At 71.1% G+C, this 13167-nt stretch carries 14 protein-coding genes; 9 read left to right on the forward strand and 5 right to left on the reverse strand.

The genetic code is table 11. The features are described from left to right. Positions 1-54: 54 nt before the first annotated feature. Positions 55-1353: a M18 family aminopeptidase gene (locus SYYSPA8_RS20310; RefSeq protein ID WP_323448652.1), complete on the forward strand. Its 1299-nt coding sequence runs from the start codon at positions 55-57 to the stop codon at positions 1351-1353. An 81-nt stretch (positions 1354-1434) separates the two neighbouring features. Beyond that, entirely contained in the window at positions 1435-1821 is a 387-nt protein-coding gene (locus SYYSPA8_RS20315; RefSeq protein WP_323448653.1) for a hypothetical protein, read from the forward strand. A gap of 1 nt (position 1822) precedes the next feature. On the opposite strand, the gene SYYSPA8_RS20320 is transcribed toward SYYSPA8_RS20315, so the two are convergent. Beyond that, a complete protein-coding gene (locus SYYSPA8_RS20320) occupies positions 1823-3634 on the reverse strand; it encodes an NHL domain-containing thioredoxin family protein (protein WP_323448654.1) in 1812 nt (603 codons plus the stop codon). A 198-nt stretch (positions 3635-3832) separates the two neighbouring features. On the opposite strand from SYYSPA8_RS20320, the gene SYYSPA8_RS20325 reads away from it, so the two are divergent. Continuing rightward, the gene (locus tag SYYSPA8_RS20325; RefSeq protein WP_323448655.1) at positions 3833-4102 is read left to right on the forward strand and encodes a hypothetical protein; all 270 of its coding nucleotides are present in this window, start codon (positions 3833-3835) and stop codon (positions 4100-4102) included. An 81-nt stretch (positions 4103-4183) separates the two neighbouring features. Here SYYSPA8_RS20325 and SYYSPA8_RS20330 read toward each other — a convergent pair whose 3' ends face one another. Beyond that, complete coding sequence (locus SYYSPA8_RS20330) at positions 4184-5038, reverse strand: helix-turn-helix domain-containing protein (protein ID WP_323448656.1); 855 nt, start codon at positions 5036-5038, stop codon at positions 4184-4186. Between the two features lie 18 nt (positions 5039-5056). Next, a complete protein-coding gene (locus SYYSPA8_RS20335) occupies positions 5057-5581 on the reverse strand; it encodes a DUF6879 family protein (protein WP_323448657.1) in 525 nt (174 codons plus the stop codon). 427 nt (positions 5582-6008) lie between these two features. On the opposite strand from SYYSPA8_RS20335, the gene SYYSPA8_RS38505 reads away from it, so the two are divergent. Both SYYSPA8_RS38505 and SYYSPA8_RS20345 read left to right on the forward strand, forming a co-directional pair. Continuing rightward, positions 6009-6296, forward strand: a complete 288-nt coding sequence (locus SYYSPA8_RS38505) for a DUF7848 domain-containing protein (RefSeq protein WP_456115168.1) — start codon at positions 6009-6011, stop codon at positions 6294-6296. Between the two features lie 5 nt (positions 6297-6301). After that, positions 6302-6526 carry a hypothetical protein gene (locus tag SYYSPA8_RS20345; RefSeq protein ID WP_323448659.1) on the forward strand — a complete coding sequence of 75 codons (225 nt, stop codon included), beginning with the start codon at positions 6302-6304 and terminating at the stop codon, positions 6524-6526. Between the two features lie 239 nt (positions 6527-6765). Here SYYSPA8_RS20345 and SYYSPA8_RS20350 read toward each other — a convergent pair whose 3' ends face one another. Continuing rightward, positions 6766-7260, reverse strand: a complete 495-nt coding sequence (locus SYYSPA8_RS20350; protein ID WP_323448660.1) for an NUDIX domain-containing protein — start codon at positions 7258-7260, stop codon at positions 6766-6768. A 167-nt stretch (positions 7261-7427) separates the two neighbouring features. Between SYYSPA8_RS20350 and SYYSPA8_RS20355 the strand changes: the two genes are divergently transcribed. The 4 genes from SYYSPA8_RS20355 (at position 7428) to SYYSPA8_RS20370 (ending at position 10972) form a co-directional block, all read left to right on the forward strand. After that, the gene (locus tag SYYSPA8_RS20355) at positions 7428-8678 is read left to right on the forward strand and encodes a helix-turn-helix domain-containing protein (protein ID WP_323448661.1); all 1251 of its coding nucleotides are present in this window, start codon (positions 7428-7430) and stop codon (positions 8676-8678) included. Positions 8679-8851: 173 nt separating this feature from the next. Then, positions 8852-9076: a hypothetical protein gene (locus tag SYYSPA8_RS20360; RefSeq protein ID WP_323448662.1), complete on the forward strand. Its 225-nt coding sequence runs from the start codon at positions 8852-8854 to the stop codon at positions 9074-9076. Between the two features lie 497 nt (positions 9077-9573). Next, positions 9574-9783 (forward strand): hypothetical protein, encoded by a 210-nt coding sequence (locus SYYSPA8_RS20365; RefSeq protein ID WP_323448663.1) that lies wholly within the window; start codon positions 9574-9576, stop codon positions 9781-9783. A gap of 364 nt (positions 9784-10147) precedes the next feature. Further along, complete coding sequence (locus SYYSPA8_RS20370; protein ID WP_323448664.1) at positions 10148-10972, forward strand: maleylpyruvate isomerase family mycothiol-dependent enzyme; 825 nt, start codon at positions 10148-10150, stop codon at positions 10970-10972. Between the two features lie 74 nt (positions 10973-11046). Here the strand turns inward: SYYSPA8_RS20370 and SYYSPA8_RS20375 are convergent, their stop codons facing one another. Beyond that, positions 11047-13044, reverse strand: coding sequence for a protein-arginine deiminase domain-containing protein (locus SYYSPA8_RS20375; RefSeq protein ID WP_323448665.1), 1998 nt, complete (start codon positions 13042-13044; stop codon positions 11047-11049). Positions 13045-13167 lie beyond the last annotated feature (123 nt).

The following is a 13167-nucleotide window of genomic DNA, read 5'->3' on the forward strand; positions in this document are numbered from 1 at the left end:
AGCGCGGGACCGGAACACGCGCCCCCCGCGTACCCCCCTCGTTAAGGTGGCTCCATGAGCACCAGCGCACCCGTCCGGTTCGACCGCGGGCACACCGACGACCTGATGGCCTACCTGGCCGCCTCGCCCACCCCGTACCACGCCGTGGCGGTGGCCGCCCGGCGACTGGAGAAGGCCGGCTTCCGGCAGGTCCGGGAGACGGACGCGTGGGACGCGGCCACCGGCGGCAGGTTCGTCATCCGGGGCGGCGCGCTCATCGCCTGGTACGTCCCCGAAGGCGCCGACCCCCACACCCCGTTCCGGATCGTCGGCGCCCACACCGACTCCCCGAACCTGAGGGTCAAGCCGCACCCCGACGCCGGCGCGCACGGCTGGCGGCAGATCGCCGTCGAGATCTACGGCGGACCCCTCCTCAACAGCTGGCTCGACCGCGACCTCGGCATCGCCGGGCGGCTCAGCCTGCGCGACGGCACCTCCCGGCTCGTCAACGTCGACCGGGCCCTCCTGCGCGTACCGCAGCTGGCGATCCATCTCGACCGCACCGTCTCCTCCGACGGCCTCAAGCTGGACAAGCAGCGCCATATGCAGCCGATCTGGGGACTCGGCGAGGTCCACGAGGGCGACCTCATCCGCTTCCTCGCGGACGAGAGCGGCCTCGACGCGGCCGACATCACCGGCTGGGACCTGATGACCCACTCCATCGAGCCGCCGGCCTACCTCGGGCGCGATCGCGAACTGCTCGCGGCACCCCGCCTGGACAACCTGCTCTCCGTGCACGCCGCCACCGCCGCGCTCACCGCCGTCGCCGCCGCGCCCGGCCTGGACCACATCCCCGTGCTCGCCGCCTTCGACCACGAGGAGAACGGCTCCCAGGCCGACACCGGCGCCGACGGCCCGCTCCTCGGATCGGTGCTGGAGCGCTCGGTGTTCGCGCGCGGCGGTACGTACGAGGACCGGGCCCGCGCCTTCGCCGCCACGATCTGCCTCTCCTCGGACGTCGGCCACGCCGTCCACCCCAACTACGCCGAGCGGCACGACCCGACGCACCACCCGCGCCCCAACGGCGGACCGATCCTGAAGGTGAACGTCAACCAGCGGTACGCCACCGACGGCAGCGGCCGGGCGGTGTTCGCGGCGGCCTGCGAGCGGGCCGGGGTGCCGTGGCAGTCGTTCGTCTCCAACAACGCGATGCCGTGCGGTACGACGATCGGGCCCATCACGGCGGCCCGGCACGGGATCCACACCGTGGACATCGGGGTGGCGTGCCTGTCGATGCACAGCGCGCGCGAGCTGTGCGGCGCGGACGACCCGTACCACCTGGCGAATGTGCTGACCGCGTTCCTGCACGGCTGATCCGTACGGGCGGCGGGGGCCCGCGAGGTGCCCCCGCCCGGCGAAACATCCGCGAAAGGTCCCGCCCGGCAGAGTGCGGGCATGGTCATCCTCGCCCGCCCCGGACAGCCCGCCGACGACTCTCCTGTCCGCCACAGCGGCCCCTCCCGCCGCACCCTGCTCACCGTCGCCGCCGTGGTGGGCACGCTGCTGCTGGGGGGCGGCACCCTGGTGGTCCAGCGGTACAACGACCGGCCGCCACGGGCCGACGACATCGCCTACGAGTCGGGGTACCTCTACAGCAACCGGATCCGGCAGGCCGACCACACCGGGGAGCTGGTGCGCAAGCTGCTGAACGGCGAGTGCGTGCTGCTGGAGGCGGAGGGGTACGGCGGCACCAACGCCACGTACAACCCGCAGCTGTGGGTGGAGGGCTGCCTCGACGGGGCGGCGGGCCGCCCGTCGAGGGAACAGGGCCTCATCAGCTGAGTCAGCCCTCGTGGTCGAGCCCCGCCAGTACCAGAGGCAGCCGTACCGCGCCCCCGTCGGCCACCGTGACGGGCACCCCCCAGTCCTGCTGGTGCACATGGCACGCCGGGTACTCGTTCGCGGGGTCGTCGTCGCAGGAGGCCGCCATCGCGGAGACGTGCAGCACGCCCGCGCCGACGGCCGGGTCGATCTCCAGCTCCCGGCTCAGCTCCGTGCCCTTGCCCGCGCCGCCGGTCAGCAGCTCCGGCGGGGTCGCGGAGACCAGCAGCCGGGTGGCGGGCCCGTACCGGACGTCCAGCTTCTGACCGGCCGGAGCCTCGAAGACGATGTCCAGCCGGAGCGTCCCCGGCGCGATCTCGGTGGCGGCCCGCCGGGTGCGGTGGGCCACGGCCTCGACCCGTACCGCCTCCTCGGGCAGCCGCAGCCGGGTCAGCCGGTGCCGGGCGGACTCCACCACCACGATGTCCCCGTCGACGAGCACGGCGTCGGAGGGCTCCCGCAGATCGGTGGCGAGCGTGGTGACCTCGCCGGTCGCGGGGTCGTAGCGGCGCAGCGCGTGGTTGTACGTGTCGCTCACGGCGACGGATCCGTCCGGCAGCGCGGTGACGCCCAGGGGGTGCTGGAACAGCGCCTGCCCGGCGGCGCCGTCGCGGTGCCCGAAGTCGAAGAGGCCCGTGCCGACGGCCGTGCGCACGGTGCCGTCCGGGTCGATCCAGCGCAGCGCGGAACTCTCCGAGTCGGCGATCCACAGCCGGTCCCCGGCCGCCGCGAGCCCGGACGGCTGCGAGAACCAGGCCTCGGCGGCGGGCCCGTCGACCAGCCCTTCGTTGGTGGTCCCTGCGGCCACCGCCACGGTGTCGGTGGCGGGGTCGTAGGTCCACAGCTGGTGCGTGCCGGCCATGGCGATCCACAGCTTCCCCTGCCACCAGGCCACGTCCCACGGCGAGGACAGATCCACCTCGCGCGCGGGCCCGGCGGTGGGCGAGCCCTGCCACCACTGCCGCCCGGTCCCGGCGAGCGTGCTGATCTCCCCGGTCTCCGGGTCGTACGCCTTGATCGCGTGGTGCACGGTGTCCGCGACGGCGATCCGCCCGTCGGGCAGCGCCACGAGCCCCTGCGGCTCGTTGAACACACCGTCGCCCCCGATGCTCCGGACCACGCTCTCGCCGTCCGGCTCCAGCTCCACCAGGCGGTCGCGGGTGGTGTCGGAGACGAGGAAGTTCCCGGACGGCAGCAGCACGGCCTTCCCGGGGAACCGCAACACGGTCGCGGCGGGCTCGGGCGCGACATACGGCCCGTCCCCGCGCCGCAGCGTCCCCTTCTCCCCGTGCTCCCGCTCCAGCTCCGCGACGAGCCGCGCGATCGCGTGCGCGTGCCCCTCGCCGGCGTGCTGGGCGACGACGTACCCCTCGGGGTCGATCACCACGAGCGTGGGCCAGGCCCGTACGGCGTACTGCTTCCAGGTCGCGAGGTCGGGGTCGTCCAGCACCGGATGGTGCACCTGGTACCGCTCGACGGCGTCGGCGACGGCCCGGTGGTCGGCCTCGTGCGCGAACTTCGGCGAGTGCACCCCGATGATCACCACGGTGTCGCGGTGCTTCTCCTCCAGCTCCCGCAGCTCATCCAGGACATGCAGGCAGTTGATGCAGCAAAAGGTCCAGAAATCCAGGATCACCACGCGACCCCGCAGGTCGGCGAGGGTCAGCTCCTTGCCCCCGGTGTTGAGCCAGCCGCCCCTGCCGATCAGCTCGGGGGCACGGACACGGGCACGTCGGCGGGGCGCGGGGGTGGGCGCCGGGGCGGCATCGTTCATGCGTCCAGCTTGCCATCCGGTCGTGAACGCCCGGTCAAGGGCGTGCGACGCCCGCGCACGCTCCCGGGAGGGGGGCCTCGCCGGGCCTGACCGTTTCCGCATGGTGTACCTCCGGGCGCGCGAGCCTTCCCCTTCTTCGGCGCTGGGACCGGTGGCCGAACTCCCCGCCGGGGGCTCCTCGGGGCTACGCTCACGGCCATGGCGACGACGTACCGAATCAGGTACACGATCATCCCGCCGGGCGTGGGCCCCGATGACTACGAACCAAGCGACTTACCACCAGCACGCGAAGACCTCTTCGATTTCCCGGACGGCCTCTCGGAGGTGACTGTCATCAACGGGAAGGTGTCCAGGATGGGGCCGCCTTTGGGAATCGTGTACGCGGCTGTCGCCGGTCGTCTGGAGCCAGGTGCCCACCCGGCCATCCTGGGAATGGAACTCGTGGAGGACGAGGCTGCGGAAAGCTAGGCCGCCCGCCGGTGGGCGACGGCCGGTGGACGACGATGGGCGCGGCCGTACACCCAGCGTGCGTCGGGCGGGTTCGGTCGGCTACTTGGTGAGGGCTTCGATCGCGCGGACGATGAGCGCACGGGCATCGGCTCCGTATACCGCCATCTTCCGCAGCTCCTCGAACGCCTTCAGGTAGAGCGCGATCTCGCTCGGTTGGGTAACCGTCACTCGGGCTGACAGCAGTTCCATGGACGCGAGGGTGTCGTCGTAGAGATGGAAGGTCTCCATCGGCCAGATGCCCCGGTCGTGACGAGCGTCGGGTATCACGCCGAGGGAAACGGTCGGAATCGCTCCGGCGGTGAGCAAGTAGCCGAGCTGCGCGGCCATGGCGTCCGCATCACCCATCTGATGACGAAGGACAGACTCCTCTACCAACAGCAGCACCCGTTTGCGAGGCTCGTGAAGGATGCGGGAACGCTCAAGACGAGCCGCCACCGCCGCCTCAACATCGTTCGGGATCTCCCGGAACGACGTGATACGGGTCATGAGCGCTCGCGCGTACCCCTCGGTCTGGAGCATCCCGGGCACCAGGGTCCCGGAGTAGACCCGGAAGATCTGGGTGGCCTTGAAGAGCGGAATGTAGCTCTCCTGGAGCTGCTTGAGTCCGGCAGCTGTCTTCCGCTTCCACTCGACGTACATGGCCTCCGCATTTCGCGATTGAGCCACGATGTCGGGGGCCAAGCCCGGCACACCGCAGGCTGTGCACCAGCGGCGAATGTCGTCGGGCGACGGGGGAGTCCTGGCGTTCTCGATCCGCGAGGTCTTCGGGTGGGTCCAGCCACAAAGTGCGGCCAGTTGAACCCCGGTCAGACCCGCCTCGGCGCGAAGATCGCGCAGCCGTTGGGCGATGCTCTGGCGCGCGGCCTGCGCGGCCGAGGAAGGCGAGGAAGGCATGTGCAGTCGGCCTTCGCTCTAGCGGATCTCGTACTGGTTGTGCGGGGTAGCGCGTTCCCAGACGACTTCGAACGCCTCCGCGCACAGTGTGGCTGCCGCCGGGTCCTCGCTGATCTCGCCACCGCCGGAGGCGCCGTCGCCGGTGAAGTGGTTCCAGCGGATCAGCTGGCCATCAATCAGCCAGAAGTCGTTTCCAGGGAGTGCGATGTCGGACGCCTGGCGACGCGGAAGCCAACGGATCTGCTCGCCCGCCGCAATGTTGGTGAAGGTGCCGTCGTACAGAAACCGGGTGTACTCGCTCACGGGCTCGGACACGATTCGGGCTCGCCGAACGGCGACGCCACGGGCGACGGTCTCAGAAATCAGGGTCAGCCAGGGTCGCCACCACGACTCGCGGTCGGCCGGGTCGAGACGGTGGCCGGCGCGCCAGTCGGCGAATGTCCCTGTCTCGTAGTCGACCGCGTAGGAGTCGCGCGTCTCCAGGTGGACGGCTGACTTCCGCGCGGATCCCAGGAGGTCATCCCACTGGGGTACCTGCTTCATTACATGCCTCCTGAAGGATCGGGATCATCCTGGCGGGGATCCGGATGATCGTCTCGTGCGGAGGCACATCAGTCGAGTGACCGGGCGCCGAGCCAGCCGCCTGGCACTCCTGGACCTCCTCCACGGTCGCTTTGTACGACTGGACGAGCAGGTCTCCGTTCTCGGTACGGCGCCAGACAGTCGGGCTTTCTCCGTCCCCGCTGTTCGGGTCGATCCCACAAAAGACTAGGGGCATGACTACCTCCAACTCACCTGCTGTGCGTGGATGTTCGGAACTCTGACCCCCGCTCCTCCTTCTGGTCAAGAGGTTCCACGGCGCTGTACTGCCCTGGAGTGACGTCGTGAACACTTGTGAACATTGATGGCGTTCATGCACATGGGCTCTCTACGTTCCCTGGACCGGCTCACCCACCCGACGGGGGGACGCATGACGACCAGTCCCGCAGAACACGTCAGCCAGCTCACGCACCGGTGCGACACCGCAGCCACCGCACCGGGCGGCGGCCAACCGGCTCTATCGCCCGTGGACAGGGTGCCGACGGCTCGTGTGCTCCGGTGTACCCGCTGCGAGGCCGCCTCGCCGCTGATGCCGCCGACTGATGCCTTCGCCCGGTGGGCCCTTGCCCACGCCCTCGCCACGGGGCACCAGGACTTCCGAGAGACCGAGGCCGAGCAGATGATCCCGGCCCTCGCCGCTGCTCCGGCGGCGGTCTGATGGACATGGCCGTCTACCGCCAGTGCCAGGACGACGCCACGGCCGCCGCCATCGCGCTCCGCGAGGCCCTGTCTGCCGTCGGGGTCGGCGAGGACGTGTGGCGTGGGATCGGTCCGAAGGTCTCCCGGTTCGGTACCGCGCAGGTGGAGGTGGGCTGTCTGCCCGCTGAGGTGGCGGAGCTGATCGCGGCCGCCCTCCGAGTCGCGACGCCACCCGGCCCGTCCGACTGAACAAGCCCTGTCCGCCGACGAACGAGCACGTCGGCGGGCGGTTCCTCGGCCCGACCACGCCTCCGGGCCGAGGCCGGGTGCGGCCGACTGCCCCGCCGGCCGCACCCCCATCCCCCGCCCACCGCACGGGCGCGGGGAGAAGTCCGCCCCCGCGCCGGAAGTCCCCCGGCCCGGCCGGGGGCGGGCAACCCCACACCGTTGGCAGTACAGGTCAAGAGCGTGCGACGCCCGCGCGCTCGTCAGCTGATGAACGGTTCCAGAGTCCGCAGCCCGTGATCCATCCGCTCCCTCAGAGCGGGGTGGATCGGATACTCGTCAAGCCGGGACGGATCCACCCAGCGGACTTCCGCCGCCTCCTTGGGATCCGGCTCGATCGCACCGCCGACGACCCGGGCCCGGAGACAGACATTGATCGGCTGCCGCACCTCGTCCACCCGGTCACCGTGCAGGTAGACGATCACGTGGTCCGGGGTGGAGAACACGCCGACCAGCCCCGTCACCTCCACGTCCAGGCCGGTCTCCTCGCGGCACTCCCGGACACCGGCCTGGCCCACCGTCTCGCCCTTCTTCACGCCGCCGGTCGGGATCGTCCACAGTCCGTTGTCCACCCGCCGGAGCAGCAGCAGGCGCCCCACGTCGTCGCGGACGAACACCGACGCGGACGTCTTGCGGCTAGTCGGCTTCGGCGCGGCCGGGTCCTTCCAGTGGTCGACCCTGCGGGTCCGCTTGCTCATCGCTCCCCTTCCGGTGCCGACCGGGCGGACGGGCGCCCGGATCTCGCAGGGCTCACAGACCAGGGGCATCGCCCACCGCAAAGGAAACCGGTGCGCAATCCGCCGCACCCGAAAGGGCCTTGGCTCATACCCTGACGGTGACGAGCTGATCAGAGAGGGGCAAGGCCGTGTCTCCTGAAGCTACTCCGGACCCGTACGCCGACCCGCTGGCCTTCGGGCAGCGGCTCCAGATTCTGCGCACCCGCCGAGGGGTCACCCGTGACACGCTGGGCGGCCTCATGGGCCGCAGCGGCTCGTGGGTGAAGGCACTGGAGGCCGGTCGCCTGAAGACACCCCGGCTCGACGTGATGCTGCGACTGGCCGACGTCCTCCGTGTCCGGGATCTCTCCGACCTCACAGGGGATCAGTCCCTGCATGTCTCCCTCTTCACCGGCCCCGGCCACGCCCGGCTCGGCGCCGTCCGGGCCGCCGTCGACACACTGACCCTCGCGACCGGCCGGGAGGCTCCGCCGGCATCCCACCTCCGCGCCCGCCTCGCACGGGCGTGGGCCGCACGGCACTCGTCACCACATCACCGCGAGGTGGTCGGCGCCCTCCTCCCCGACCTGATCCGCGATGCTCAACTCGCAGTCCGGCAAGCCGACTCCGGCGCCGACCGGCGAGCCGCGCAAGCGGCCCTCTCCGAGGTGTACAGCCTCAGCCAGTTCTTCATCGCCTACCAGCCGGATGCCGCCCTCCTGTGGCGGGTCGCCGAGCGGGGCATGGTCGCCGCGCAGGAGTCCGAGGACCCCCACACGATCGGCGTCGCCGCCTGGCTGAGCGCGCAGGCCCACCGGGACGCCGGGCCCGGGCACTTCGACGCCGCCGACGCCGTCACCACCGCCGCACTCGCCCACCTGACACCACTCCTGCCCGACGCGGACGACGGTGTCCTCGCCATCACCGGCGCACTCACCTTCGAGGCCGGATACACGGCGGCCCGCCGCGCGGACACCGGCACCGCGTGGCGGCACTGGGACCGGGCCCGGGAGATGGCCGAACGGCTGCCCGAGCCGTACTTCCACCCCGTCACCAGCTTCGGCCGCGCCGTCATGGGGGCCCACGCGGTCACCATCGCGGTCGAGCTGCGCCAGGGGGGCGAGTCGGTGCGGCAGGCGGCCGCGTCGGATGCCACACCCATTCCGTCCCGGCCACGGCACGCACGACACAAGATCGAGGAAGCGCGCGGGTACCAGATGGACGGACAGCCGGATGTCGCCCTGGCCACGCTGGCGCGGGCGCACGAGGCAGCGCCCGAGACGATCCAGTACAACGGGTACGCAAAGACGATCATCCTGGAGGAAGTCGAGTCAAAGGCCGCTGCCCGCCGCCGCCGGGCAGCCGAACTGGCCGTGAAACTGGGCCTGCTCGCCGCGTAACCGAAGGGGCACATTCTGTGCCCTCTCCGTGCGGTGCGCCGCTCTACCGTCGGGTCCCGAACGCACCACGGACCGGACGGAGCCAGAATGACCATGGCACACAACGCGCCGACCGTCGCTCAGCCGCCCACTCCGTCCCCCGCCGACGGCACTCGGGCGAGGGTCTGATGGACATGACCACCTACCGCCAGTGCCAGGACGACGCCACGGCCGCCGCCACCGCGCTTCGCGGGGCCCTGGCCGCTGCCGGAGTCGGTGAGGACGTGTGGCGGGGCATCGGGGCGAAGGTGTCCCGGTTCGGTGCCGCGCAGGTGGAGATCGGGTGCCTGCCCGCCGAGGTGGCGGAGCTGATCGCCACTGCTCTCCGGGCCGTGCCGATACCCGGTTCGCAGGACTGACGACTCCGTCCGCCTGGTGAACGAGTGCGCCGGATGGACGGTTCCTCGGCCCGACCACGCCTCCGGGCCGAGGCCGGGGTGCGGCAGGCTGCCCCGCCGGCCGCACCCCCCTTCCCCCACCCACCACCACACCCAGGAGAACCTGATGGCCCACGCCGACATCGACCCCACCTGCCCGCCCCGCCGACGGATCGGCGCCGCCCTCCTCGCCCACCACCGCAGCGAGACTCAGCCCCTTCTCGTCCACGGCAACCCGGTCGCGTAGTGACCACCACCAACAGCATCAGCACCAGCCCCGAAGCACTCCACTGACCGCCCCCGATCCGCAGATCATCTGCACTCGGACTGTCACAGCGCCGGAAGAATCATCTACACGGACTGCGACGGGAAGATGAAAGACATCCCGTGCGGCGCCTGCGGCGGTAGCGGGCAGACGCCTGACTAGCAACCCAACTGCTCTGCTCCGTACTGTGGAAGCTCCGCAGAAAGGGGTCACCATGAAGGAAGAGCCCGGACTCAGGGAGTGGGCGAATCCCGAGTACGCCGAACTCCTGGCGCACTGGCAGGGGGAAGTGGAAAGGACCATCGCACGACGCCCGCCCGTCGCGTGCCGTCAGTGCGGTGGCCTGCGGGTGTTCGTCATGATCACCAGTGAGAAGAAGCCGTTCAGCGTGCCCTGCTCCGCCTGCAACCCCGGCGGCATCTGAGCAGAGAGTGACCCTGGCCGGACAGCCGGTCGGCGCCACCCCTACCAGGAACGTTTCATCCGGGCCCGCACTCCTCGCCCACCAGCGATGAACGAGAGCTGATCCCCGCCCAGAGAAAGCCCTGAACTGGGGTTTCCTCGTCGGCAATGGGGTAGCTGACGGACTGACGGGGACGAGCCCGGCGCCGGCGCCGGTGGGCAGGGGCGCGAGCCGGGATTACAGGCCTACGATCGTGCAGGGAAAGCACTGCCGGGCCGAGGTCCGGCGGCGTACCTTGAACAGCCGAGCCTCCCACGCAGTCCAGTGCCACCGCCGAGCCGCAGCCCAGCCCAGCCCGCGTCCCGCAGAACCGCCGAGGGGTCCCGTGACCGTCCATCCCAGCCTTCAGAACTACGCCGACGCCTGGACCCACTCCATCGAGGCGATAGCCGAGTTGGTGCAGCACCTCGTGGAGGGCGAGTGGAACCGGCCGACGCCGTGCCCCGCCTGGTCGGTGCGGGACGTCGTCTCGCATGTGATCGGGATGGAGACGGAGATGCTGGGCGACCCCCGGCCGATCCACACCCTCCCCCGCGATCTGCGGCACATGCGCAGCGACTTCGCGCGGTACGTGGAAGTACAGGTGGATGTGCGGCGGCACCACACCGGGCCGGAGATGACCTCCGAGCTGGAGTACACGATGATCCGGCGGGCCCGGCAGCTGCGCAACGAGACCCGTTCGCCCGACACCATGGTCCGGGCGCCGCTCGGGGCCGAGCAGACGCTGGAACTGGCGATGCGGATGCGGGCGTTCGATATCTGGGTGCACGAGCAGGATCTGCGGATCGCGCTGAACCGGCCGGGGAATCTGGACTCGCCCGGTGCCCAGATCACCCGGGATCTGCTGCTTGAGGCGCTTCCGAAGATCGTGGCCAAGGACGCGGGGGCACCGCCCAACTCGGCGGTGGTCATCGATGTGCACGGGCCCCTGGAGTTCCTGCGGACGGTCCGGGTGGACGACCGGGGGCGCGGTTCGGTCGACGGATCGCCCTCGCTGGGGCCCGTGGTCTCGCTCGCGCTGGACTGGGAGACGTACTACCGGCTGGCCTGCGGGCGGGTGCGGCCCGCGGCGGTGGCCGACCGGATCAAGGTGGACGGGGACCAGGAGCTGGGGGCCGCGATCCTGGGGGCCTTCGCCGTCACGCCCTGAGCGGTCCGGGCCGCAGCACATGACAGAGCCCCCGTGGGTGTCCACGGGGGCTCCGCGCGTTGCTCAGTACTCGCTCACGGCTGGCGCCACCACGGCGCCGACGTGTCCCGCAGCGTGTTCGTACCGCAGTGCACCTCACCGCCGCCGAAGTGGTAGCTGTTGTAGTCGTCCAGGTAGACGGTCTTGAACCCGGCCCGCTGGTACGCCGCGCTCACCGCCTTGCCGAAGACGTCCACGCCGTTGATGACCGGGCCCCACTGCTTGGCCGACAGATAGTCCTTGTCGCTGAGGACCACGCCGTTGACCGCGCCCGGGATGTAGGCGACGGTGTGGTTGACGTTCGGGGCGACCGCTCCGGCGGACTTCCGCGCGCTGTCCCCGGTGATGCCGGTGAGGACGTCGGCCCCGATCCGGCCGAGCTTGATGCCCGGCACCCCGTCCTTGCCGGAGGCCTTCCCGGACGCCTTCCCCGACTCCTTGGCCGTACGGGCGCCGAGATCCGGCAGCTCGTACCCGGAGAAGAGGCCCGGCACCCGGACGGTCTCCGCCTCGGTGACCCCGGTCTCCTTGCGCAGGAGCCGCAGATTGGCCTCGATCCGGGCCCGCGCGTACTGGTTGTCGGCGAGGAACTTGCGGTCGGCGAGCGCCTGGTCGATCGTCACCTTCGGCGCCGGCCTGCCCTTGACCCCGGGTACGGAGAAGAGCCGCTTGCCGCCGTGGCCCTCGGCCTTCGCCTTGCGCAGGACGTCGAGCCCCGCCTTCGGGTCGGAGACCGCGATCCGCCAGCCGCGGGCCGTCTTCGCCGGGAGGAACTGGACGAACTCGTCGACGTGACCGACCGCCAGCCAGTTGGTGTCGAGCAGCAGCGGTGACTGCATGCCCTGCGCGGAGAGGAAGTCGGTCATCGGCTTCGCGGGCTTCAGCCCGTACTCGCCCCACTGGCCCATGATGATCCGGCCCGCCGGGTACTCCTTGCCCTGGTGGGCGTAGGGCGGGATGGTCTCCAGATTGCCCATGGAGTTCAGCGTCCACTCCGGCACCAGGTCGGCGGGCCCGTCGAACTGGACCACGCCGATGTCCCGGCCACGCATCTGGGTGAACAGCTCCCGGCCCGCCTCCCGGTTCGGCTGTGCGGAGCGGATCATCACCCGCAGGGTGTGAGGCTTGCCGTTGGGGCCGGTCATGCTGGTGTAGCCGGGCTCCACGAAGTCCTGCGCCCAGATGTCGTTGGTCTCCAGGACCTTCAGGGGCTTGGTGATGCCGGCCTTCTTCGCCACCGGGGCCAGCTCGCGGACGAACTTGTTCTGCGCGGGCTTGAGCCAGGGCGCGTCGGCGTAGTCCTCGACGAGCTTGGAGACCACGACCTGCTGGGCCCGCTGGCGGTGGTGGTGGGTGAGGACGGGCGCGACCCGCACCTTCACGGTGTCGTAGGAGACCCGGCCGTCGGGGGCGGTCACGGTGAACCGGACGGTGAGCGTGCCGTCCCAGGCAGGGCTGCGGACGACGTCGGTGGCCTCGATGCCGAGTTCGACGCCCCAGCGCAGGGCGGTCGCGTCGAGGACCGTGGACGGGGTGAGGTGGCGCCAGCCGCCCCCCGCGTCGATGAAGAGGCGGCCCCGCTCCAGCCCGGGGACCGGGGTCCGGTCGATCTCGATGGTCGCGGTGGTGCCGGCCGCCACGCCGGGCATCGGTACGGTCCGCAGCCGGGCCAGGTCGGCCGCGTCATGGGGGCCGTTGACGACGGTGTCGGCCGCGTCGTTGCAGCGGGCCAGCTCGGCGTCGGTCAGCGGGCGGCCGGAGCTGTCGCGGGTCGGGCAGTCCTTCTGGTCGTCGTCGATGTTCGGGAGGACGACCGCGCCCCGGCGCTTGGTCCAGGTGTCCTCGCCGGCGTTGTCACTGGTACCGGTGGTGTCCACCCGGCCGTCGCGGTTGACGTCCGCGCGCAGGTCCGCCGCCGGGGCCGGGGCCGCCCTGCCCTCCCCGGTCGCGGACGCCGGCGCGCTCATCGTGCCGACCAGGGCCCCGGCCACACCGGTGGCCACGGCGATGCTCTTCCATCTCTGACTGCCCACGCGTCTCTCTCCTTGCCTCGTGCCGCCGTACACGAGGAGAGGCGCGGTGCGGGGCGCGCGAGTTGAGCGGTTCCTGGCGGCATGGCCGAAAAGACGGGGATGCGGGCGGATCTCTGTCCGGTT

The sequence above is a fragment of the Streptomyces yaizuensis genome, from assembly GCF_034961445.1.
Taxonomy (GTDB): domain Bacteria; phylum Actinomycetota; class Actinomycetes; order Streptomycetales; family Streptomycetaceae; genus Streptomyces; species Streptomyces yaizuensis.